Raw genomic sequence first — 24,655 nt, 5'->3', positions numbered from 1 at the left:
AATCCCGTAATAAAGGAGTTGGTTATGTCTCAAACAATCGATCTAACCCTGGACGGCCTGTCCTGTGGTCACTGCGTTAAACGCGTTAAAGAAAGTCTGGAGCAACGCCCGGACGTGGAGCAAGCGGATGTCACTGTAACCCAAGCACATATTACCGGGAGCGCCAGCGCCGAAGCGTTAATTGAAACCATCAAACAAGCCGGTTACGGCGCGGAGTTAAGCCACCCAAAGGCTAAACCGCTGACGGAGTCATCAATCCCGTCGGAAGCACTGGCAGCGGTCCCTTCCGAGCTTCCGGTAGCGATGGCTGATGATGACAGCCAACAGTTGCTGTTAAGCGGCATGAGCTGCGCCAGCTGTGTTTCCCGCGTACAAAATGCGTTGCAAAACGTACCGGGCGTCACGCAGGCACGGGTAAACCTGGCGGAGCGTACTGCGCTGGTGATGGGCAGCGCTTCCGCCGACGAATTAGTGCAGGCCGTAGAGAAAGCTGGCTACGGCGCAGAAGCCATAGAAGATGACGTTAAGCGTCGTGAACGCCAGCAGGAAACGGCCGTGGCCACCATGAAACGCTTCCGCTGGCAGGCCGCCGTCGCGCTGCTGCTGGGCGTACCGGTCATGGTGTGGGGTATGATTGGCGATAACATGATGGTCAGCGCCGACAACCGCAGCCTGTGGCTGGTCATTGGTCTGGCGACGCTTGCCGTGATAGTCTTCGCGGGCGGTCATTTTTACCGCAGCGCGTGGAAAAGCTTGATGAACGGCACCGCGACCATGGATACGCTGGTGGCGCTCGGAACCGGGGTGGCATGGCTCTATTCGATGAGCGTCAACCTCTGGCCGCAGTGGTTCCCAATGGAAGCACGACACCTCTATTATGAAGCCAGCGCGATGATTATCGGTCTGATTAACCTCGGACATATGCTGGAAGCCCGCGCCCGTCAACGCTCTTCCAAAGCACTGGAAAAACTGCTCGACCTCACGCCGCCGACGGCTCGCGTGGTGACGGAAGAAGGTGAAAAAAACGTGCCGCTGGCTGACGTTCAGGCAGGTATGTTACTGCGCCTGACCACCGGCGACCGCGTGCCGGTAGATGGCGAAATCACCCAGGGCGAAGCCTGGCTGGATGAAGCCATGCTCACCGGCGAGCCGATCCCACAACAAAAAGGTGAAGGCGACAGCGTCCACGCCGGTACGGTCGTTCAGGATGGCAGCGTACTGTTTCGCGCAAGCGCCGTCGGCAGCCACACTACGCTGTCGCGCATTATTCGCATGGTCCGTCAGGCGCAAAGCAGCAAGCCGGAGATTGGCAAACTGGCCGACCGCATCTCCTCGGTATTTGTTCCGGTGGTGGTGGTTATTGCGCTGGTCAGTGCCGCTATCTGGTATTTCTTCGGACCGGCACCGCAAATTGTCTATACCCTGGTGATTGCCACCACCGTACTGATTATCGCCTGCCCGTGTGCGCTGGGCCTGGCAACGCCGATGTCGATTATTTCCGGGGTCGGTCGTGCCGCAGAGTTTGGTGTTCTGGTCCGCGATGCCGATGCGCTGCAGCGCGCCAGCACGCTCGATACTCTCGTATTTGATAAAACCGGGACGCTGACCGAAGGTAAACCGCAGGTTGTTGCCATCAAAACGTTTGGCAATACCGATGAAGCGCTGGCAATTCGTCTGGCCGCGGCCCTTGAACAGGGCTCGAGCCACCCGCTGGCCCGCGCGATTCTGGATAAAGCTGGCGATACTGCTCTGCCGCAGGTTAACGGTTTCCGTACACTGCGCGGTTTAGGCGTCAGCGGCGAAGCGGAAGGTCATACGCTGCTGCTGGGCAACCAGGCGCTGCTCAATGAACAGCAGGTGGTCACTACGGAGATGGAAGCCGAAATCACCGCGCAGGCCTCTCAGGGTTCAACCCCGGTTCTGCTGGCGATTGACGGCAAAGCGGCCGCGCTGCTTGCGGTACGTGACCCACTGCGCAGCGGCAGCGTGGCGGCGCTCCAGCGCCTGCACCGCGCCGGATATCGTCTGGTCATGCTCACCGGGGACAATCCGACCACCGCCAACGCTATTGCCAAAGAGGCGGGCATCGACGAGGTGATCGCGGGCGTTCTGCCGGACGGTAAAGCCGAGGCGATTAAACGTCTGCAAAGCCAGGGACGTCAGGTGGCAATGGTTGGCGATGGGATTAACGATGCTCCGGCACTCGCTCAGGCCGATGTGGGGATTGCGATGGGTGGCGGTAGCGATGTCGCCATTGAAACCGCGGCAATTACGCTGATGCGCCATAGTCTGATGGGCGTGGCGGATGCGCTGTCTATCTCGCGGGCCACGCTGCGTAACATGAAGCAGAACCTGCTCGGCGCGTTTATCTACAACAGCATCGGCATCCCCGTTGCCGCCGGGATCCTGTGGCCATTCACCGGCACGCTGCTCAACCCGGTGGTTGCCGGGGCAGCGATGGCGCTTTCTTCCATCACCGTGGTAAGCAACGCGAACCGACTGCTGCGCTTTAAACCAAAAGAGTAAGCCTTTGCCGGATGGCGCTATCGCTCATCCGGCATTTCATCAGAGGGTGAATTCATTGCGACTTTCCTGACCACGCGCTAGCATGGGATTTTTCAACGGGAGGTCGCATGGATTTGTTATACCGGGTAAAAGCATTATGGTCTGCGCTGCGCGGTCACCATTATACCTGGCCTGCTATCGACATCTCGTTGCCCGGCAATCGCCATTTTCATCTGATTGGCAGTATTCATATGGGCAGCCGTGAAATGGCCCCCCTGCCAGCAAAACTACTGAAAAAACTCAACAGCGCTGACGCGCTGATCGTCGAAGCCGATGTTTCCGGTGACGATGCGCCGTTTGCTAACCTCCCCACTTTTGCCGCTTTGGAAGAGCGCATCAGCGACGAGCAGCTCAGCCATCTGCAGAAAGTCAGCGCAGAGCTGGGTATTTCCCCTTCCCTGTTTTCCACCCAGCCTTTATGGCAAATCGCCATGATATTACAGGCGACCCAGGCGCAGCAGCTGGGATTACGCGCGGAGTACGGGATTGATTACCAACTGCTGAAAGTGGCAAAGCAGGCGCAGAAACCGATCGTTGAGCTGGAAGGCGCATCCAGTCAGATTGACCTGTTATGTCAGCTACCGGATAACGGTCTGGCGTTGCTGGACGATACCCTGACGCACTGGCACACCAATGCCCGACTGCTGCAGCAGATGATGGGATGGTGGTTAAAAACGCCGCCGCAGAATAACGATCTCACGTTACCCAATACGTTCAGCCAGTCGTTATATGACGTCCTGATGCGCCAGCGTAATCAGGCCTGGCGGGACAAACTCTACGCGATGCCAGCGGGTCACTATGTGGTGGCCGTTGGCGCACTGCATCTTTATGGAGAAGGGAATTTGCCGGAGATGTTGCGTTAAAAAAATGGCCAATATTTCTATTGGCCCGTCAAAGAGGAATTTCATCGTTATTATTATACCGACGCTTAAAGCGTCGGTGTAGATCGATTGTCGCTCAAAGTCAGCATCCTGCCAATACTAATGCGCAAGATGGTACTATTTTTTAGACCGCCATCAGGCGTATGCTTTAGCCGTATTTTGTTTGAGCCAGGAAAAATTGCTATGACACCCGCCGTTAAATTACTCGAAAAAAACAAAATTTCGTTCCAGATCCACACTTACGATCACGATCCGTCCGAGACCAACTTTGGCGACGAAGTCGTACGCAAGCTAGGTCTGAATGCGGACCAGGTCTATAAAACGCTGCTGGTTGCCGTGAATGGCGATATGAAACATCTGGCCGTAGCCGTTACGCCGGTAGCCGGTCAACTGGATTTGAAAAAGGTCGCCAAAGCGCTGGGCGCGAAAAAGGTTGATATGGCCGACCCGATGGTGGCTCAACGTACAACCGGCTATCTGGTAGGCGGCATCAGCCCGTTGGGGCAGAAAAAAAGATTGCCGACGCTCATCGATGCGCCCGCCCAAACGTTTGACACCATTTACGTTTCCGGTGGCAAACGCGGACTGGACATCGAACTGGCGGCGGGCGATCTGGCAAAAATTCTGGATGCTAAATTCGCCGATATCGCACGCCGGGATTAAATGTCTTTTTGCCCGTTGATGCAGCAATCGAGCCTACAACGATTACAGGGCGTTATTGGTGAAGGCAGTTTGGACGCGGCCAGCGCGCAGGAACCGGAGCGTACATGCAGTACGTGAGGATTCCGAGCACTGCCCGCGTTCAAAATGACGAACAAAATAGCCCTGTTATTGCCAGCTCACCTCGCCCTTCGGCTCATACGCACTGACATCCAGCGGCGAATTCTGCTGCACGTACTCTTTCAACACTTCCGCATCGATAAACCCGGTATTCACATAGCCCGGTTTGTTATCAATTCGCGGATAGCCGTCACCGCCGGTGGCGTTGAAGCTCAGCGTCGCCATACGATAGGTTTTTGCCGGGTCGACAGGCTCGCCCTTGATTTTCAAATCGTTAAGTTTGCCGTCTTTCGCCACAAAGCTGACGTTGGCAAATTGCGGGTAGGCACCAGAGTCCGGCTTCATTTGCGCCACAGCGGTCAGATAGTCAATCACCTCTTTGCCGCTCATATCGGCATACACCACGATGTTGCCAAACGGCTGCACCTTCAGCACACTTTTGTAGGTAATGTCGCCGCCTTCAATGGAGTCACGGACACCGCCGCCGCTCATTACGCCAAAATCAGCGCTGGTACGGGCCATTTGCGCGGCCAGCAGCAGACGCCCCATATTGGTCTGCACAAAACGGACTTTACTGCGGTCCCCTTCCAGACGCCCATTGACGCTACCAATTTTTACCTCCAGCTGCGCTTTGCCTTTATTCTGGAACGGCGTCAGCAGCGAGAGCATTTGCGGATTCTCAACGATTTCCGGGGTGAAAAGTACGCGCTCACTTTTACCGTTATCCCAGGTCACTTTCTTCTTCAGGTTTACCGGAATGAGCTGGTAGTTGACCATTTTCATTTCGCCATTACGGAATTCAAAGTCCGCGCGGCCCACGTATTTTCCCCACTCATGCGCCTGCACGATCCAGATACCATTTTGCTTATCGGGCGCACACGGGGTTCCCGGTACGTAATCAACCTGCTTTTTGTTTTCGGATGCCATGCATACTGGATCCTGTGAGTGACCACCCACAATCATCGCCAGCGCACCGGCGGGCAGGCTGCGCGCCATTTCCACATCGCCAGGGGCGTTCGAGCCGTGATTGCCATTGTCGTAATGCCCCATGTGCGTGGTGGCAATAATGACGTCGGGCTTTTCACCCATATTGAGTTCCTGAATAACCAGTTTTGCTTCGTCCGCGGGTTTGCGGAACTCGATATCGGTAAAGAATTCCGGGTTGCCAATTTTCGCCGTGTCGTCGGTGGTTAAACCGATAACGGCAATTTTTAAATCCTGGCGCTTAAAGATGGCCCAGGGTTTAAATAAACGCTCGCCGGTGCTTTTCTGGTAGATATTGGCGGAAAGGAACGGGAATTTAGCCCATTTTTCCTGCTGGCGCAGTACGGTAAGCGGATTATCAAATTCGTGGTTTCCCACCGCCATCGCATCATAGCCAATCAGGTTCATGCCACGAAAATCAGGCTCAGCATCCTGAAGATCGGACTCCGGTACGCCGGTATTAATGTCGCCACCGGAAAGCAGCAGTACGCTTCCGCCTTCGGCGGCAACCTCGTGACGAATACCGTCCACCAGCGTTTTTTGCGCGGAAAGCCCGTATTCGCCGTATTCACTGCGCCAGAAGTGGCCGTGGTGATCGTTGGTATGCAGAATGGTGATTTTATAGGTTTTATCTTTTTCGTACGCCTGAGCAGGCTGACCTGCCAGCGCAAATGCGGCTAATAACGCCAGCGCCACGCCCCGTTTCAAAAATTTCATGCTTCTCTCCCTGACTCAATATCAATCACTGAAATTACAATGATATGAAATAATAGCCGAAAATGTTTTCAGAAATGAGACTTCCTTCAAACACCTTCCGCAGGTATGTTAGTCAGGTAATAATAACAAATTAGATTACCCTCATAATCGCAACCCAAACAGAAGTGACTTTCTATGGCAATAAGTGAACCAACCCAGCCAGTGGCTGGCGCGTCAGCGTCGGTTGCTAAAGCACGCACCTCATTTGGCATTTTAGGGGCGATCAGTCTCTCCCATCTGCTAAACGATATGATCCAGTCGCTGATCCTGGCGATTTATCCGCTGCTGCAGTCAGAGTTCTCGCTGAGCTTTATGCAGATCGGGATGATTACCCTGACCTTCCAGCTCACCTCATCCCTGCTTCAACCGGTGGTGGGCTACTGGACAGATAAATATCCGATGCCGTGGTCGCTGCCTATTGGCATGTGCTTTACGCTGAGCGGGCTGGTGCTGCTGGCGATGGCAGGCAACTTCCACATGGTGCTGCTCGCCGCCGCGCTGGTCGGTACGGGATCATCGGTGTTTCACCCGGAATCGTCCCGCGTGGCGCGGATGGCCTCCGGTGGTCGTCATGGTCTTGCCCAGTCTATTTTCCAGGTGGGCGGCAACTTCGGCAGCTCTCTGGGGCCGTTGCTGGCAGCTGTCATCATCGCGCCATACGGTAAGGGTAATGTGGCGTGGTTCGTGCTGGCGGCATTGTTAGCGATTGTGGTGCTGGCGCAAATCAGCCGTTGGTATTCGGCCCAGCATCGGATGAGTAAAGGTAAGCCGAAAGTCGCTATCGTTAACCCACTGCCACGCAACAAAGTGGTGCTGGCGATTAGCATCCTGCTGGTGCTGATTTTCTCCAAATACTTCTATATGGCGAGCATCAGCAGCTATTACACCTTTTATCTGATGCAAAAATTCGGATTATCGGTACAAAACGCGCAATTCCACCTGTTCGCCTTCCTGTTTGCCGTTGCGGCCGGAACGGTTATTGGCGGACCGTTAGGCGATAAAATCGGTAGAAAATATGTGATTTGGGGGTCTATCCTCGGCGTAGCGCCGTTTACCCTCGTTTTACCCTACGCAACGCTTGAATGGACCGGGATTTTAACCGTGATCATTGGTTTTATCCTGGCATCGGCCTTTTCTGCCATTTTGGTCTACGCGCAGGAGCTGCTTCCGGGACGTATCGGCATGGTTTCTGGGCTGTTTTTCGGTTTTGCCTTTGGCATGGGCGGCTTAGGCGCTGCGGTGTTAGGGCTGGTTGCAGACCATACCAGTATTGATTTGGTCTATAAAATATGTGCTTTCTTGCCACTTCTGGGGATACTGACCATATTCTTACCTGATAACCGACATAAAGCCTGATTTTATGGCGGCCAAAAGTAAACTTTGGCCGCCATCACTTACAGAGACCATCAGCGTTTGCTCTATGCATACACCCGCAGTTTTCCGATCCGTGCTTTTTTACGCCTAAATTCCTCTTTTCATCAAATTTCAATAATTATTCATAAACATAAACATTAAAATTGTCATAAACTATTACTCGGAGTTAGGGTTTTCAGGATCAACACAGCAACCAAAGGAGACGGAATGCATCACGCCACCCCGCTTATCACCACCATTGTTGGCGGCCTTGTGCTCGCTTTTATATTTGGCATGCTTGCCAATAAACTGCGTATTTCTCCTCTGGTGGGATATCTGTTAGCGGGCGTTCTGGCCGGTCCATTTACACCTGGTTTTGTTGCTGATACCAAGCTTGCGCCGGAACTGGCGGAACTTGGCGTGATCCTGCTGATGTTCGGCGTGGGGCTGCACTTTTCCCTGAAGGACCTGATGGCGGTAAAGTCCATCGCCATTCCCGGTGCGATCGCCCAGATAGCCGTGGCGACGCTGCTGGGTATGGCGCTTTCAGCTGTGCTGGGCTGGTCGCTGATGGTCGGTATCGTCTTTGGATTATGTCTGTCTACCGCCAGTACCGTAGTACTACTGCGCGCGCTTGAAGAACGACAGTTGATTGACAGCCAGCGCGGGCAAATCGCCATTGGCTGGCTGATTGTAGAAGACCTGATGATGGTGCTGACGCTGGTTCTCCTGCCCGCCGTCGCCGGTATGCTGGAAAAAGAAGATGTCGGCTTTGCTTCGCTGGCCGTCGATATGGGCATCACCATCGGTAAAGTGGTGGCGTTTATCGCCATTATGATGCTGGTTGGCCGTCGCCTGGTGCCGTGGATTATGGCCCGCAGCGCCGCCACGGGCTCGCGTGAACTGTTTACCTTGTCGGTACTGGCTCTCGCCTTAGGTATCGCTTTTGGTGCCGTGGAGGTGTTCGATGTTTCCTTCGCGCTGGGCGCGTTCTTCGCCGGTATGGTGCTAAACGAGTCTGAGCTAAGCCACCGTGCGGCGCATGACACACTGCCGCTGCGCGATGCATTTGCCGTGCTGTTCTTTGTTTCCGTCGGCATGTTATTCGACCCATTAGTCCTGATCCAGCAGCCGCTGGCAGTGCTGGGTACGCTGGCGATTATTATCTTTGGCAAATCCCTTGCTGCCTATTTCCTGGTGCGCTTGTTCGGTCACTCCCAGCGCACTGCGCTCACCATTGCCACCAGCCTGGCGCAGATTGGTGAATTTGCCTTTATCCTCGCAGGTCTTGGTATGGCACTTGGCCTGCTGCCGCAGGCCGGACAAAACCTGGTGCTGGCAGGGGCAATCCTGTCCATTATGCTTAATCCGGTGCTGTTCGCCGTGCTGGAAAAATACCTCGCGAAAACCGAAACGCTGGAAGAGCAGACGCTGGAAGAAGCTATCGAAGAAGAGAAGCAGATCCCGGTCGATATTTGTAATCATGCCCTGTTGGTGGGTTTTGGTCGCGTCGGCAGTCTGCTGGGGGAAAAGTTGATGGCTGCGGGTATTCCGCTGGTGGTTATCGAAACATCACGTACCCGCGTGGACGAGCTGCGTGAACGCGGGATCCGCGCCGTTCTGGGCAATGCGGCCAACGAAGAGATCATGAACCTGGCACATCTGGACTGCGCGCGCTGGCTGCTGCTGACTATCCCGAATGGTTATGAAGCGGGTGAGATTGTCGCTTCCGCGCGTGAGAAATGCCCGTCGATTGAGATTATCGCCCGCGCGCATTATGACGATGAAGTGGAATACATTACCGAGCGCGGTGCTAATCAGGTGGTGATGGGCGAACGTGAAATCGCCCGCACCATGCTGGAGCTGATTGAAACACCGCCCGCGGGTGAAGTGGTCGTTACAGGTTAATGTCGTTGCCGGATGGTGCTATCGCTTATCCGGCAACCAAAAGATTTAACGCTCCCAGTAAGCCTCTTCGAGGCTGTCTTCACGTTCCGGCAATCCGCGCGTCAGGCGCGGTGAATGCTGGTTAAGCACCTGATAACTCACGCGATTGGCATATTTACACACCTGCGCTAACGAGGAATAGGTCAGCCAGGTGTATTTGTGTTTGCTGGAGTTCGGCACATTGCCGCGATGATAGCTGTTCGCCGTAATATCATGCAGCAGGGCCGCCAGCGCACCGTCACCCGCGCCGTTGGTATTCATGATTTTTTCCGGTCCACCCATATACGGGGCAATGTGCGAATAAATACGCAGCGGATGGGTACAGTCTTTATGGCGCATTGCGCGGCTGAACTCGTACTGGTTGAACTCAGCAATGGCTCCCGGCAGCAGCGGATGCTGAGTTTTGCGTTTGACGTCATCTTCCGTAAAACCGGCCATATACAGGCCCACCGGACCGGCGGTACACAGCACCAGATCCACCCAATCCAGCGCTTTGTCAGACGCCAGCAGCGGGTCGTTCAGGCCGGTCAACGCTTCGGCCTCTTCTTCGTTCATCGCCAGAATGGAAACGTTCTCTTTCAGGAATTCCTGCCACCACTGCGGGTTATCCGCAATAACGAATTTGGTCCCTAAGGTCAGTACCACCGGAACATTGTGTTTTTTGGCAAACTCAATGGCCTTCATGGTCGCTTCCGGCATTGGCTCGCCCGGCTCACAGCGCACCAGATACGAGGTCAGGACCAGCGCAGAGGCTCCGGCAATCACCGACTCAGGAATGCTGTCCGCCTGCAGTTTGTTCATGTGACCAGGACTGATGGCGAAGGTACGCTCACCGGATTCCCCAATCAGCGTGAAGCAGCGACCAATAGGACCGTCAACGCCCTGCAGGTAGTTCAGATCGGTACGGCTGGAGGTATTGCATAAATAGCGATACGCGTAGCTGCCAATCTCAATATTACTGCACATGACGCCCAGCAGCACCGAGCGGTCATCCGCCAGCACAGAGTAGTTGTGCATGGTGTTACCGATAGTGCCGCCCGCAAACTGATGGGTGATTAAGTTTTCACGCACCAGCTCCTGATAGAGCGCCTCAGCAACATCGTCAGCAATCACCAGAGAATGCCCGGCGCTTAATCCATAACGTCTCACAAAGTCGTCATCAACTTTGGCTTCTATATCCACCAGAGTTTGATCGATACCGACAACCCAGGCGGCGCTGGTCTCGTTTTCAGGCTGAATTTGTTGCAGCAACGGATCGCGCGCGCTGACGGGAAAATAGTGTTTGGATTTGCGTTTGCCGGGAAATTTCATGGTCGATTTTACGGGTGGTTAACTGAGCGGTGCATGGTAGCACATTCCATCCTGAACGCACGACGCGGCGCTAATTTTCAATATCGGACGGTGAGATCGCAGTTTATCCGGCGTTAATTTCTACAATAGCTCACCGTTCACAAGGAGCGTTTTATGAAGCCGGAAAACAAGATCCCCGTACTCGACAGAATTTCAGACGAAATGAAAAGCGTGGTGAATTTTCATCGCGATGATCTGCCGCCGTGGCCCGCCACGGATGATTTCGTTGCCCAACGCCAGCACTATGTGCACGAACGCCAGTTCTGGAATGCCGATGCCCCACAGATGAGCACCCGGGAATGCGTCATTTCTACCGTATACGGCCCGGTTGCTACGCGGATTTATTCCCCGCAGCCCCACACACAAGCCACGCTGTACTATTTACACGGCGGCGGTTTTATTCTTGGGAATCTGGATACGCACGATCGCATTATGCGTTTGCTGGCGAGCTACACACGCTGCACGGTGATTGGCATCGACTATTCGCTCTCACCGGAGGCGCGCTTCCCTCAGGCCATCGAAGAGATTGTCGCCGTCTGTCAGTACTTTCAGCAACACGCTGGCGACTATTCCCTCAACGTGGAGAATATTGGTTTTGCCGGTGATTCCGCCGGAGCCATGCTGGCGCTCGCCAGCGCACTATGGTTGCGCGATAAGCAAATTGCCTGCGGTAACGTTGCGGGCGTGCTGTTGTGGTACGGGCTGTACGGTTTACAGGATTCACTCAGCCGACGGCTGATGGGCGGAGCATGGGATGGCTTAGCGCGCGAAGACCTGCAGATGTACGAAGACGCCTACCTGCGCAGCGCCGACGATCGCGAGTCACCCTACTATTGTTTATTTAACAACGATCTCACCCGCGATGTGCCGCCGTGTTTTATCGCTGGCGCGGAGTTTGATCCGCTGATTGACGACAGCCGCTTGCTGTTCCAGACGCTACAGGCGCATCAGCAACCCTGTCAGTACAAAATGTACCCCGGCACGCTGCACGCCTTCCTGCACTACTCGCGAATGATGAAAACCGCCGACGATGCCTTACGGGATGGCGCACGTTACTTCAGAGCCCAGCTTTAGCGATAGGCGGCGGTCAATTTCAGCATCATCTCAATATGCTCCGGTGCGTCATTCAGCGCCGGAATGTATTCATATTTCTGACCACCAGCGTCGAGGAAAATCTCCCGGTTTTGCTCAGCGATTTCCTCCAGCGTTTCGAGGCAATCAGCGGCAAAGCCCGGGCACATGACCTGAATATGTCGGGTCCCTTTTTCCGCCAACATTTTCAGTGTTTCGTCGGTATACGGCGTCAGCCACGGCTCCCGACCGAAGCGCGACTGGAAGGTCATCATCACTTTTTCCGGCGCTAAACCCAGTGCCGAAACCAGTTCACGCGTGGTATCGCGACAGCGTTGCGGGTAGTCATCGCCTTCATCGGCGTAGCGTTGCGGAATGCCGTGATAGGAAAGCAGCAGTAAATCGGGTTCGCCGTGCCGGGCAAACGCGTCGCGGGCGCTTTTGGCCAGCGCGTCAATATAGGCGCTATCGTCCGCGTAATCGCGAATAAAAGAGACGCCGGGGATCGCGCGCTTACGCGCTAAAATTCGCGCCAGTTCATCCCACACTGCGGCCACCGTTGAGCAGGAATATTGCGGGTACAACGTTAACACCACAATGTGCTCAACGCCGCTCGCTAATAATTCATCAACCGCGCTTTCCAGCGAGGGTGAACCGTAGCTCATCCCCAGGGCGACCGGCGTATCAGGCAGGGCTCCTGCCAGCGCCTGCTGTTGACGGCGGCTATAGACCATCAGCGGCGAGCCTTCATCCATCCAGATTGACTGGTACAGCTTCGCCACGCGCGGCGCGCGCAGCGGCAAGATCACACCGCGCAACAGCGGCCACCACAGCAAACGGGAGGTATCGACCACGCGTGTGTCGCTTAAAAACTGACGCAGGTAACGTTTAACTGCTTCGGGAGTTGGGGCATCGGGAGTGCCGAGATTAGCCAGCAGGATACCGGTTTTCGTCTGACGCATTACCGCCTCTTATTGATTCAAATTGTTGATAATTGTAGCGGAAAAGCGAGGAAGAAGAACTAATTGCTGCGAGAGGTAAAGATTTGCCCGAAAGCGTAGCGCCATCGGGCATTCACGGATTAACCGAGGATTTTTTCAAGGTCTGCGCGAACAGCGGCAACGGCCTGAGTACCGTCAACTTTCGCGTATTTAGTTTGACCCGCTTCCGCTTCTTTCTGGTAGTAACCAATCAGCGGAGCAGTCATCTGATGGTATTCAACCAGACGCTTACGTACGGTCTCTTCCTGGTCATCTTTACGGGTGGTCAGCTCATCGCCGGTCACATCGTCTTTACCTTCAACTTTAGGCGGGTTGAATTTGATGTGATACACACGGCCAGATGCCGCGTGAACGCGACGACCAACGATACGGTCAACGATCAGTTCGTCCGGTACAGCGAATTCCAGAACGTAATCAACCACAATACCCGCTTCTTTCATGGCGTCAGCCTGCGGAATAGTGCGTGGGAAGCCGTCCAGCAGGAAGCCATTACGGCAGTCTTCCTGTGCAATACGCTCTTTTACCAGCGCGATCACCAGCTCATCAGTCACCAGTTTACCGGCGTCCATGATGTCTTTCGCTTGTTTGCCCAGCTCGGAGCCAGATTTCACGGCAGCACGCAGCATATCACCGGTGGAGATTTGCGGAATACCATACTTCTCCATGATGAACTGAGCCTGAGTTCCTTTACCCGCGCCCGGAGCGCCAAGCAGAATGATACGCATTACGAAAATCCCCTTAAAGGTTGTCGATATTTTTTAAAAAGCGCTAAACGATACCACCATCACGCAATTGTCTCAAGAAAGGCGCTTGGCGCTGAAACGTTTAACGGCGGGATATCGTGAAATATCTTTCATCACGCTTTCTATATTCTGCTTATGAAGCCACTCTTATCCTCGGCGGATCTCCTTTCCTCCGTCCTGATGCAGTTTTTCCAGCACCTGCACCACCGCAGCCTCATCCGGTACGCTGATCGTGCAAACGGGGATCTGTCCGAGCTCACGATGTTTCGCCATGCCCAGGTTATGGTATGGCAATATTTCGCTATGCAGGACCGCCGCGTAGCGCTCTGTTATCGCGCGGATCGCAGCCAGATGCTCATCGTTGAGGTTATAGCCAGGAATCAGCGGACAGCGCAGGATCACCCGTGCGCCAATCTCGTTGAGCGTTTCCAGCGTGGTCTCCACCACACGTTTGGCAATACCGGTGTGCGCTTTATGTGCACGCGCGTCGGTCACTTTATAATCGAGGAGAAAAAGATCCACCCACGGGGCAATTTCGCGATACCGCTCAGGTCGCGAGGCGCCGTTGGTTTCAATACAGACGTGCAAACCGGCGACTTTCGCCGCTTTTGCCAGCGCCAGCGCAAAGGGGAACTGGAACATGGCTTCCCCTCCGGACAAAGTTATTCCGCCCCCGGTTTTGTCAAAGTAGGGTTTATCCTTGATAACCTCAGCAATGATTTCAGCAACCTCTCGGGTCTGCCCGTAGATTTTAAGCGCCTGCGCCGGACATGCCTCAACACAGCGTCCGCACGCCTGGCAGGCGGCATAGTCAATCTCATGCCGCCCCAGGGAAAACTGGTGACACCCGTGCGGACAAACCTCTGCGCAGAGCCGGCATTGCTGGCACTTATGTTCCAGAAACGCCAGCTGCTTTTCGGCTCTCAGCGATTCCGGATTGTGACACCAGACGCAGCGCATCTGGCATCCTTTCAGAAAGATGGTGGTGCGGATCCCCGGCCCATCGTGCAGTGAAAATTTCTGAATATCAAAAACCGTGCCCGCTTCGCTCATCATCCACCTCAGTCGTTCAGCGTACGATTCAGGATTTCTTGCTGTACATCTCTGTCCAGATTGACGAAACGCGCGCTAAATCCGCCAACACGAACAATCAGATTGGGGTAGTTTTCCGGGTGTTGATACGCCGCCTCCAGCTCGCCCTTTCCGACCACGCTGACCATCAACTGCGGTCCACCGCGCTCAAAATATGAGTGCATCAACGCTTCCACCAGCGGACGGCGGGTGTTGAACAGCCCTTTGCTAAATTTGATGTTTTGTACCGAACCAGCGTGATATTTCGCTTCCAGTTTCAGCAGCGAGTTCAGCATCGCCGTCGGGCCATTTTTATCTGCACCGCTCTGCGGGTTGTTGGCGTTGCTCATGTAAATGCCTTTATGCCGTCCGTCAGCTGACGCACTGGTCGCACGCCCCCATTCAGTATTCACCTGGTTGTTGATGATCACGACCAGATAACTGTCCAGCCCGACCCGCTTCGCCGCGTCACGTACTCCGCTACAGACATAGCGATGCATCATCACCGCAAGATCATCCGCCGCATTGTCGTCATTGCCAAATTTGGTCGCTGCAATCAACGCCCGCTTCAGGTCGTCATAGCCCACGAAATCTGCTTTCAGCGCCGCAATCAATGTCGCATAGTCATAACGCTGCTCGGTAAAAATCACCTGTTTGATCGCCGTCAGTGAATCTGCCGCATTGGTATTGCCGTACGTTTCGTTTGTACCACCGAGGTAACGTACGCCACCGTCAAGCAGCGCCTTGCCGCGCGCCACGCAGTCTGCCGTCAGGATCGAAGTGAACAAAAAGCCAACCTGTTCATTCATTACCTGATAAGACAACGCCTGAGCGTGCGCCGTAATATCGATGTAGTAATCCAGCAATCGCTGGTAGTTACCCAGCACCTCATCAAAGCACGTTATCTGCTCTGGCGGGGTTAACGCCACGCCACCGCTTTTTTGTTTACCATCCCAAAAATCGATGCCGCCGCTAAGCGAAATATTGAGAATTTTAAGCAGATTAATACAGGTATTCGGGGTGCCCACGCTTCGCCCGGCCAGCACAAACTCACCGCAGCCAAAAGGAACATACTGCTCTGCCTCCGTTTCCTGCACCTGCATCGCATTCATCACCGCCGGGATATTGACGTCATCGTTATACAGGATGGGATAGGTCAGGCCGGTGCCAATCACCGTCAGCGCCTGTTGCCAGATAGTGCTGTCCATTCCCTGATAAATACGCAAGGTAAATTGCGGTTCCGTATCACCATTTTCCTCAACGGCCTGGATCGCCAGTCGACAATAGGTATCCGCATTTTTCGGGTTCCGCCGCCCTTTCCCGCCAACCACCACGCGCCCATTCACCGTGGTTTTCCGCGCTTCAATCAGGCGGTAGTGGGAACGGATACAATCAATAGCCATGCGTTCCGTGAGACGTCCGGCTTCAAGATCCGCCACCAGCAAATCGCCCAAATAGTCATCCATACGCCCGTAATTCACCACGCCAGCACACAGGCTATAGAGCCAACTCAGCTCAATGCCCTGAATAAACGTCGCGGGTTTGTCATTACGGATAGCGGCCAGCTCACTCATTAGCAGCAGCAAATGCTTGCAACGCCCGGCGTCTGTGCAATTCACCATTTCATCTGCGGCAATCTCAATGTGTCGGTCAATCACCTGCTGCAAAATTCCCAGCACATCCTTGAAAGATTGCTGTAATTGCACCGCTGCCTCATCTCCGGCGAGTTCAGCCTGCTGTTGCAACTGATCTATGCGTTGCAGCAATCCACCGATCCCGAGTGCCATCAGCTGCGGATAATCCAGATACATGCCGCTTAAACGCGCCGTCGCAATCGCCGGGAAGTTAACGTCAACAAATTTGCCGAGAGTGTCATCGCTAAGCGCCTGGCGAAAATAGACGGAACGGGTGTCATGCTCACGCCAGAAGCGCTCAAGCACATCGACTCTTTGTTGTTGGGCGGAGGTCTCCAGCGTTCCCCGCAACTGATCCAGCTTTACAAAATTACAGTAGTGACCCACGCCGCCAACGGAGGTGACGCAGCCAAAGCCAATCGGCAGCGCATCGACGCGCCCCAGAATCAGATCGTCTGCACAGGGGCGGCGGAACAGCGTGGGATAAAGCGCCTGCAAGCAGCGGACCTCGCGCTGAATACGGTCTGGGGTTGACTGAAATGCCCTGGTGTAGGCTTCCATAATCACGAGTTGTTCTTCCGGGCTCTTTTCGCACGGGATCTTTTTATTCACATCAACTTGTTCGGCGATAATCGCTTGTTTGCTCACGGCCCTGCCTCCAAAAGAAACGTCCCTTATTAACTTGTAATTACAAATCACAATCTTTGACCTGCATCAAAAATCAGCAAATGAACAAATCATCACCAACAATAATGTGTGAAATAGCCTGCATAACGGAAATAATGGCCAGATCCGCGTCTTAAGAGATGATCAATATCAAGATCATTTCGCAGGTAAACTTTTAGCCTCTGAAAAAGTTGTAAATACAAATAATCATAGAGAGTCTACTGTGAAGATAAACGACCTTGTTCAACCAGCGTTGATTTGTCTGGATCTCAAATCAACCCAAAAAGACGCGGCACTCACCGAACTTGCCGACCTGTTATTGCGCGCGAATAAGATTCGCGACATAGAAACATTTCTCCAGGAGGTATGGGCAAGAGAGGAAACAGGCAATACCGGATTTGAAGGCGGCGTTGCGCTACCGCACGCACGTTGCGACAGCGTTTTATCCCCGGCTGTGGCGATTGGTATCAGCCGTCAGGGCATTGACTATGGCGCGGAAGATAACCAGCCGACTCACCTGATCCTGATGATCGCATCAGCAAAACAGGCTAGCGCTGCGCACATCGATGTGTTGGCGCAGATCTCTTCGCGGCTGGTTGAAGATGACAGCGTCAGGCAGATCCTCGCCTGCCAGGACGCTCAGGCGATCGTGGACTATTTCTGCCAGCAAGAAGAGCCTCACGCAAAAATCAATATTGCGGCTCCGCGTGGGCTGATCATCGGCGTAACCGGATGCCCGGTGGGCATTGCGCACACCTACCTGGCTGCAGAGATGCTGGAAAAAGCCGCGGCGGAAATGGGCTATGAAGCCATTGTTGAAACCAACGGCTCTATTGGCGTCAAAAATGCGCCCAGCGAAGCCAATATCGCCCGGGCTGAAGCCATTGTTGTCGCCTGCGATAAGCAGGTGGATCTGGAGCGTTTTGACGGCAAAAAGGTGATTATTACAGGCGTTAAAGCGGCAATCAAAGATGCGCCTGGATTGATTCACCAGGCGCTGGCGGCACAGCCTTACCAGGCGAGAACAACAACAAAGTCCCAGGCATCGAACACCACTGTGCGCAGCCAGTTGTACAAGTCGCTGATGAACGGGGTCTCCTATATGATCCCGTTTGTGGTGACCGGCGGGCTGATGATCGCCCTGGCGCTGGCGCTGGGCGGCGTACCAACACCGTCCGGACTGGCTATCCCGGAGGGAAGCCTGTGGAATCAGGTGTTGAATGTCGGTGTCGTTGGCTTCACGCTGATGATCCCGGTCCTCGCTGGGTATATTGCGTTCGCGATTGGCGAGCGGCCCGCGCTGGCTCCTGGGCTTATCGGCGGCTGGATTGCCAATACTGGCTCGTTTTACGGTGCCAGCGCAGGATGTGGGTTTATCGGCGCGATTATTGCCGGTCTGCTGGTAGGCTATTTCATCCGCTGGCTGACGCACCTTTCATGGCACAAAATGTTGCTCCCGCTGGTGCCTATCATGATTGCGCCTATAGCAGGCACCGCCTTCATCGCCGCATTGTTTATCTTTGTGATCGGCGCGCCGGTGGCCGATCTGATGGCCTTCCTGAATCATCTGCTGACCAACCTTTCCACAGGCAACATTATTTTAATTGGCCTGGTGATGGGGTTGATGCAGGGCTTTGATATGGGCGGACCGTTTGGCAAAGTGGTCTTCATGTTCAGCGTGGGTCTTATCGCCCAGGGACAAACGCAATTTATGGGCGCGCAGGCGGCCGCTATTCCGGTTGCACCACTGGGTATGGCGCTGGCGGCATTTATCGGCAGACGCTTTAGTTTATTTGACGATGAAGAGTTCGAAAACGGCAAAGCGGCGGCAGCCATGGGTCTGGTTGGGATTTCTGAGGGTGCAATTCCTTTCGCTGCCCGCGATCCGCTGTCGGTTATCCCGGCTAACATGATTGGCTCTGCGGTGGCATGCATTCTCGGCTTTGTTTTTGGTCTACATTGCAATGTCGCGCATGGCGGGCCAATCATCGTTCTGCTCGGCGGTTTCGATCGGCCGCTGATGGCGTTGATCGCAATGAGCGGTGGCATTATCACGACTGCCACAATTGCTATTGCGCTCAAACGACTTAGAATGGCGAAAAAACAGCAATTTCTCGTTCAATCGCAAGCCTAACCAAGGGCGCGCCTTAAGACGCGCCAGAACGGACGCCATGAAGTATCTTGATATCTATCTGTTGTTAAGAGAGAAAATTCTCAAAGGGGAATACGCTGCCGGTGAGCCGGTGGAAGGTGAACATGCTCTTGCAGAGCGCTATGGCGTCAGTCGGCCGACTATTCAGAAAGCCGTTGCGCGCCTGAAAAGAGAATCTTTTGTCCATACCCGGCAGGGTTCAGGGATTTTCGTGAACCCGCCGGAGTTTTATCAGGACAACAACGTCATTACCCTGTCTGAGCGTATACACCGCGATCAGACGCTGGATAACGTGGTGCTCAGTTACGACGCACAGTCGACCCATGCGGAGATCGCCACGCTTTTCGATTTACCGCCAGAAGCGCCGATGATCCATTATCGTCGCATGCGCATCATTAACCAGCAGCCCACTATTATTGAAGAAACCTGGATGCCACGCGCGCTGTTCCCGGCGTTCACCGAGGAAAACTGCCGCCAGTCGGTGCTGCACTACATTGAGCAGACCTGTGGTTATGCCATCAGTCACGATGTGAAAATCTGGTCGGGAAAAATACTCAATGCAGATGAGGCCTGGCTGTTACGCTTACCAGAAGGACAAATCAGCCTGTACATTAAGCACAAAGTCTATTTGCAAAGTGGCGAGCTGGCGCAGTACACCCAGGAAACACTGGCGACCAACAGTGTGACGACGGTATCGATGCGCTAAGCATAAAAAAGGCAACCTGCGTTGCCTTTTGTGGTGATGTTCAGCGTGTAGTGAAGATTATGACACCAGCAGCTGGTTCATACGACGGATGAACTGGTTAGGATCTTCCAGCGTGCCGCGCTCGGCGAACAGCGCCTGATCCAGCAGCAGTTCAACCCATTCTTTAAACTGCGCTTCGTCCTGGGTATCCGCAGTGCGTTTTACCAGCACGTGGTCCGGGTTGAGTTCAAAGATGTATTTCACTTCCGGTACGGCCTGACCCGCAGCGGCAAACAGCTTCGCCATCTGGGTGCTCATTTCATCCGCATCGGTGGTGACGATGGCCGGCGTGTCGGTCAGACGGTGGGTCAGACGCACTTCTTTCACCCGATCGCCCAGCAGGGTTTTCACGCGCTCAACGAACGGCGTCAACGCTTTTTCCGCTTCTTTTGCCGACTCGTCAACGTCATCCGCCAGCTTGTCGATGGATTCGTCAGCTTTGGCTACGGACTGGAACGGCTTGCCATCGAACTCGGTCAGGTAGTTCATCATCCACTCATCGATGCGGTCAGAAAGCAGCAGGACTTCGATGCCTTTCTTACGCAGCAGCTCCAGGTGCGGGCTGCTCTTCGCCGCCGCATAGCTGTCTGCGGTGATGTAGTAGATTTTCTCCTGACCTTCTTTCATCCGCGACACGTAGTCTTCCAGCGATACAGTTTGCGCAGAAGAGTCAGTGTGCGTAGAGGCAAAGCGCATCAGCTTCGCGATGGTTTCCTGGTTGGCGTGGTCTTCCGCCGGACCTTCTTTCAGTACCAGGCCAAACTGTTTCCAGAAGGTCTGGTATTTTTCTGCATCGTCTTTCGCCAGTTTTTCCAGCATCTGCAACACGCGTTTGGTCAGCGCGCTGCGCAGATTGCGGGTGACGGCGCTGTCCTGCAGGATCTCACGGGATACGTTCAGCGGCAGATCGTTAGAATCTATCAGACCGCGCACAAAGCGCAGGTAGTTCGGCATGAACTGCTCGGCGTCGTCCATGATGAACACGCGCTGGACATACAGTTTCAGACCGTGCTTGTGATCGCGATTCCACATATCCCACGGCGCCTGCGACGGGATGTACAGCAGGCTGGTGTACTCCTGCTTACCTTCCACACGGTTGTGGCTCCAGGTCAGCGGGTCGGTGAAATCGTGGGCGATATGCTTATAGAATTCGTTGTACTCGTCATCTTTGATTTCTGACTTGTTACGCGTCCACAGCGCCTGCGCCTTGTTGATCTTTTCCCAGGAAACCACGGTCTCGCCGTCTTTCTCTTCGGATTTTTCGATCTCTACCGGCAGCGCGATATGGTCGGAATATTTGCTGATGATGGAGCGTACGCGCCAGTCATCGAGGAACTCATCTTCCCCTTCACGCAGGTGAAGAGTGATTTCGGTGCCGCGATCGTCTTTGGTGATGTCGGCCACGGTGTATTCGCCTTCACCCTCAGACTCCCAGAACACGCCGTTCTCAGGTTTGTCGCCCGCCGCACGGGTGCGTACGGTGACTTTGTCAGCAACAATAAACGCGGAATAGAAACCGACCCCGAACTGACCGATCAGTTGGCTGTCTTTCGCCTGATCGGAACCCATAGATTCGAGGAAAGATTTGGTACCGGATTTGGCAATGGTCCCCAGATGATCGATAACGTCATCGCGGTTCATCCCCACGCCGTTATCGGCAATGGTCAACGTACGCTTATCTTTATCGAAGGAGACGCGCACGCGCAGTTCACCGTCACCTTCATACAGATCCGGGTTAGACAGTGCACGGAAACGCAGCTTGTCTGCCGCATCCGAGGCGTTAGAGATAAGCTCACGCAGGAAGATTTCTTTATTGGAATACAGAGAATGGATCATCAGGTGCAGAAGTTGTTTTACCTCTGACTGAAAACCACGAGTTTCTTGTCCTTTCATGTAGGTCTACCTCAACAATGCCATTTTTAATGGTAAAAACACGTTGAGGGTGAAATGGGGACAAGCGGGAAAGATTTCAAGCGGAAGCCGCCGTCGCGGCTTCCGTTTGTTCAGAATTTAATCTTATGACGCCCTGCCAGAGAGTGCGACAGCGTGGTGCCATCGACCATTTCCAGCTCGCCGCCGACCGGCACGCCATGGGCGATACGGCTGGCTTCAACGTCATATTGCATGCACAGCTCGGCAATGTAGTTGGCAGTAGCCTCACCTTCGACCGTCGGGTTAGTCGCCAGGATCACTTCATTGATTTGCTCAGACGCCAGCCGCTGCTCCAGACGATCAAGCCCGATATCATCAGGCCCGATACCATCCAACGGCGACAGATGTCCCATCAGCACGAAATAACGGCCAGAAAACTGCCCCGTTTGCTCAATGGCGTAGATATCCGCTGGACTCTCTACCACGCAAACTTGGCCGTTTTCCCGACGACGCGGATTCGCACAGATGTTGCATACGTCTTGTTCGGTGAAGGTGCGGCAATCAGCACAGTGGCCGATTTCCGACATCGCCTTCGTTAACGACTGCGCCAGACGCATCCCGCCGCTGCGATCGCGCTGGAGTAGCGCGAACGCCATGCGCTGTGCTGACTTCGGGCCAACGCCCGGTAGACAGCGCAGTGCTTCCATAAGCTGAGTTAACAGCGGGCTGGTTTGCATCAGAACGGCATCTTAAAGCCAGGAGGCAGTTGCATACCGGAGGAAACGGAGGCCATTTTCTCTTTCTGGGTCTCTTCAATGCGGCGCGCCGCATCGTTGAACGCCGCAGCAACCAGGTCTTCCAGCATCTCTTTGTCGTCTTCCAGCAGGCTTGGATCGATTTCCACGCGACGGCAGTTATGCGCGCCGTTGATGGTCACTTTCACCAGACCAGCGCCAGATTCGCCGGTCACTTCCAGCTTGGCGACTTCTTCCTGCATCTGCTGCATTTTTTCTTGCATCTGCTGGGCCTGTTTCATCAGGTTACCCAGACCGCCTTTACCAAACATAGGCTTCTCTCTCAATCACGTTAAGGGATGACAACCATAAAACCATGGAAAATGGCTTACGATCAAATGGGGCGAATACTCTCTTCGTCCAGCTCCGCATCAAAGAAACGACGCAGCGTCTGAATGTTATTATCCGCAATAATTGCCTCACGCGCCTGCGCGAGTTTCTCTTCATAAATGGCCTGACGCCACTCCAGCGGCGTACGCACCGCAGGATTATCATCTTCAACGATAGTCAATTCAACCGCTGAGCCCGTTAAGGTGCTCAACGCTTCGGCAAGCCGTTGCTGCGCACCGCTGGAATTGAGGTGCCGCTGCGTGGAACGCAGGTGCAGGCAAACCACGTTACCCTTATCTTCTTTCCAGGCATTGAGCGCCACCTGCTCCACCAGCTTGGGCAGTGAAAGCTGACTGACCTGCGCGGCCCACGGGTCGCGCTCAATGGCTTCCGCCGCCAGCTTTGCCGCCAGTTCCGGCGTTTTTTCATGCTCCAGCGCTTTTTTCAACGCTTTTGGCGTGGCCACGACTTCTTTGACTTCTGCGACGGGATTGGTCGTCTTCCAGCGATAGGCTTCTTTTTTCGCAGGCGTCTGCTCCAGCGCAGAAGCCGCAGGGCGAGCCTGAACGCGTTCCGACACCGAAGCCAGTCTTTCCAGCGCAGCATTATTCACCGGCCGCGCGCGGGATGCGGCTGCCGGTTCACTCTTTTTTGCTTTGGTCGCTCCCTGAGCACGCTGCAGTTGGCTACGCGCAGCCAGGACCTGGCTGGTCGCCTCAGACAGCGGCACGTCCTGATGCCCAGGCGCAGGTTGCTGCTCCTGGGCCTGCGTCGGCGTCATTACCGCAGCAGTTGCCACCGGTGCAAACGACTGGCGTGGCACTTCAGGTTCCGGTAGCGGCACGCGCGGATGAAAAGCCAGCGCCCGCAGCAGCGTCATTTCTACGCCCATGCGCCTGTCCGGTGCATACGGGAGTTCTTTTCGCCCGATCAACAGAGTCTGGTAATACAGTTGAATATCAGTAGGCGGCACGGTCCGCGCCAGTTCGCGCATACGCTGTTCAATGGCGGCCATATCGCTGCCGAGCGCGGCGGGCGATAGCTGAACCATCGCAATACGGTGTAGCAATGCCAGCATCTCAACCAGCAGCGCTTCCCATTCAATGCCGCGTGCGGCAGCGTCATTGACCAGCGTCATCGCGCGTTCGCCATTACCGGCAACCACCGCCTCAACCAGAGACAGCGCCTGGTCGTCGTCAAGCGTGCCGAGCATGGTGCTCACCGCCTGCGTTGAAACCTGTCCATCACCGCTGGCAATCGCCTGATCGGTCAGGCTCAACGCATCGCGCAGGCTGCCGTCTGCCGCGCGAGACAGCAATTGCAGCGCGCGCGGTTCATGAGCGATGTGTTCCTCATTGAGGATATGCTCAAGCTGATGGCGAATTTGCTCAACATCCAGCGCTTTAAGATGAAATTGCAAACAGCGCGACAGGATAGTAACCGGCAGCTTCTGCGGATCGGTGGTCGCCAGCAGGAACTTAACGTGCGCTGGCGGCTCTTCGAGCGTTTTCAGCAAGGCGTTAAAACTGTGACGCGACAGCATGTGCACTTCGTCGATCAGATAGACCTTGAAGCGTCCACGTGCGGGCGCGTACTGGACGTTATCCAGCAGGTCGCGGGTGTCTTCGACCTTGGTGCGCGACGCAGCGTCAATTTCAATCAGATCGACAAAACGCCCCTGCTCGATTTCACGGCAGTTGTCGCACACCCCGCAAGGTGTGGCGGTAATGCCGGTTTCACAGTTGAGTCCCTTCGCCAGCAGACGGGCGATAGAGGTTTTTCCGACGCCACGGGTGCCGGAAAAAAGATAAGCATGATGAATACGCCCTAACGACAAGCCGTTAGCCAGTGCCGTCAGCACATGTTCCTGGCCGACGACGTCAGCAAAGGTTTGTGGGCGCCATTTTCGGGCTAAGACCTGATAACTCATTGGCAGGCTCTGAAAGACTGGAGGGTGGAT

The 24,655-nt window shown here is 54.7% G+C and carries 18 protein-coding genes and 1 other annotated feature; of the genes, 8 read left to right on the top strand and 10 right to left on the bottom strand.

What is annotated here, in order from left to right; translation table 11 throughout:
- The first annotated feature begins 24 nt into the window (after positions 1 to 24).
- From copA to ybaK, 3 genes are all read left to right on the top strand, one after another.
- Complete coding sequence (copA, locus tag JQ822_RS00790) at positions 25 to 2,526, top strand: copper-exporting P-type ATPase CopA (RefSeq protein ID WP_213131865.1); 2,502 nt, start codon at positions 25 to 27, stop codon at positions 2,524 to 2,526.
- A gap of 107 nt (positions 2,527 to 2,633) precedes the next feature.
- Positions 2,634 to 3,428, top strand: coding sequence for a TraB/GumN family protein (locus JQ822_RS00785; protein WP_213131864.1), 795 nt, complete (start codon positions 2,634 to 2,636; stop codon positions 3,426 to 3,428).
- 201 nt (positions 3,429 to 3,629) lie between these two features.
- A complete protein-coding gene (gene ybaK, locus JQ822_RS00780) occupies positions 3,630 to 4,109 on the top strand; it encodes a Cys-tRNA(Pro)/Cys-tRNA(Cys) deacylase YbaK (protein WP_003831056.1) in 480 nt (159 codons plus the stop codon).
- Positions 4,110 to 4,274: 165 nt separating this feature from the next.
- Here the strand turns inward: ybaK and ushA are convergent, their stop codons facing one another.
- Positions 4,275 to 5,927: a bifunctional UDP-sugar hydrolase/5'-nucleotidase UshA gene (gene ushA / locus JQ822_RS00775; protein ID WP_213131863.1), complete on the bottom strand. Its 1,653-nt coding sequence runs from the start codon at positions 5,925 to 5,927 to the stop codon at positions 4,275 to 4,277.
- Positions 5,928 to 6,101: 174 nt separating this feature from the next.
- Here ushA and JQ822_RS00770 point away from each other — a divergent pair, with 174 nt between their 5' ends.
- Both JQ822_RS00770 and ybaL read left to right on the top strand, forming a co-directional pair.
- Entirely contained in the window at positions 6,102 to 7,322 is a 1,221-nt protein-coding gene (locus JQ822_RS00770; protein WP_213131862.1) for an MFS transporter, read from the top strand.
- A gap of 225 nt (positions 7,323 to 7,547) precedes the next feature.
- On the top strand, positions 7,548 to 9,227 hold the full coding sequence (gene ybaL / locus JQ822_RS00765) for a YbaL family putative K(+) efflux transporter (RefSeq protein WP_213131861.1): 1,680 nt from the start codon (positions 7,548 to 7,550) through the stop codon (positions 9,225 to 9,227).
- 45 nt (positions 9,228 to 9,272) lie between these two features.
- Here ybaL and JQ822_RS00760 read toward each other — a convergent pair whose 3' ends face one another.
- Positions 9,273 to 10,577: an inosine/guanosine kinase gene (locus JQ822_RS00760; RefSeq protein WP_213131860.1), complete on the bottom strand. Its 1,305-nt coding sequence runs from the start codon at positions 10,575 to 10,577 to the stop codon at positions 9,273 to 9,275.
- 153 nt (positions 10,578 to 10,730) lie between these two features.
- Between JQ822_RS00760 and aes the strand changes: the two genes are divergently transcribed.
- Positions 10,731 to 11,690 carry an acetyl esterase gene (gene aes / locus JQ822_RS00755; protein WP_213131859.1) on the top strand — a complete coding sequence of 320 codons (960 nt, stop codon included), beginning with the start codon at positions 10,731 to 10,733 and terminating at the stop codon, positions 11,688 to 11,690.
- On the opposite strand, the gene hemH is transcribed toward aes, so the two are convergent.
- From hemH to JQ822_RS00735, 4 genes are all read right to left on the bottom strand, one after another.
- Positions 11,687 to 12,649, bottom strand: coding sequence for a ferrochelatase (hemH, locus tag JQ822_RS00750; RefSeq protein WP_213131858.1), 963 nt, complete (start codon positions 12,647 to 12,649; stop codon positions 11,687 to 11,689). The two genes, aes and hemH, sit on opposite strands and share 4 nt — an antisense overlap.
- A gap of 119 nt (positions 12,650 to 12,768) precedes the next feature.
- Complete coding sequence (gene adk / locus JQ822_RS00745) at positions 12,769 to 13,413, bottom strand: adenylate kinase (protein WP_096758027.1); 645 nt, start codon at positions 13,411 to 13,413, stop codon at positions 12,769 to 12,771.
- Between the two features lie 165 nt (positions 13,414 to 13,578).
- Positions 13,579 to 14,487: a glycyl-radical enzyme activating protein gene (locus JQ822_RS00740; protein ID WP_244848670.1), complete on the bottom strand. Its 909-nt coding sequence runs from the start codon at positions 14,485 to 14,487 to the stop codon at positions 13,579 to 13,581.
- Positions 14,488 to 14,492: 5 nt separating this feature from the next.
- Positions 14,493 to 16,784, bottom strand: coding sequence for a pyruvate formate lyase family protein (locus JQ822_RS00735; RefSeq protein ID WP_213131857.1), 2,292 nt, complete (start codon positions 16,782 to 16,784; stop codon positions 14,493 to 14,495).
- A 241-nt stretch (positions 16,785 to 17,025) separates the two neighbouring features.
- Between JQ822_RS00735 and JQ822_RS00730 the strand changes: the two genes are divergently transcribed.
- Entirely contained in the window at positions 17,026 to 18,936 is a 1,911-nt protein-coding gene (locus JQ822_RS00730) for a PTS fructose transporter subunit IIABC (protein ID WP_213131856.1), read from the top strand.
- 37 nt (positions 18,937 to 18,973) lie between these two features.
- A complete protein-coding gene (locus JQ822_RS00725; protein ID WP_213131855.1) occupies positions 18,974 to 19,660 on the top strand; it encodes a GntR family transcriptional regulator in 687 nt (228 codons plus the stop codon).
- 57 nt (positions 19,661 to 19,717) lie between these two features.
- On the opposite strand, the gene htpG is transcribed toward JQ822_RS00725, so the two are convergent.
- From htpG to dnaX, 4 genes are all read right to left on the bottom strand, one after another.
- Entirely contained in the window at positions 19,718 to 21,592 is a 1,875-nt protein-coding gene (htpG, locus tag JQ822_RS00720; RefSeq protein ID WP_213131854.1) for a molecular chaperone HtpG, read from the bottom strand.
- Between the two features lie 110 nt (positions 21,593 to 21,702).
- Complete coding sequence (gene recR / locus JQ822_RS00715) at positions 21,703 to 22,308, bottom strand: recombination mediator RecR (RefSeq protein WP_213131853.1); 606 nt, start codon at positions 22,306 to 22,308, stop codon at positions 21,703 to 21,705.
- The gene (locus JQ822_RS00710; protein WP_003021764.1) at positions 22,308 to 22,637 is read right to left on the bottom strand and encodes a YbaB/EbfC family nucleoid-associated protein; all 330 of its coding nucleotides are present in this window, start codon (positions 22,635 to 22,637) and stop codon (positions 22,308 to 22,310) included. Before JQ822_RS00710 ends, recR begins: the two co-directional genes overlap by 1 nt.
- A 62-nt stretch (positions 22,638 to 22,699) precedes the next feature.
- Entirely contained in the window at positions 22,700 to 24,625 is a 1,926-nt protein-coding gene (gene dnaX / locus JQ822_RS00705; RefSeq protein ID WP_213131852.1) for a DNA polymerase III subunit gamma/tau, read from the bottom strand.
- Positions 23,303 to 23,367: a sequence feature (DnaX frameshifting element), on the bottom strand. It overlaps the preceding gene by 65 nt.
- Positions 24,626 to 24,655 lie beyond the last annotated feature (30 nt).

The organism is Citrobacter sp. FP75 (genome assembly GCF_018342065.1).
Lineage (GTDB): Bacteria > Pseudomonadota > Gammaproteobacteria > Enterobacterales > Enterobacteriaceae > Citrobacter.
Note: the sequence above shows the minus strand (reverse complement) of the source record. Positions and strands in the feature narration are given on the sequence as shown.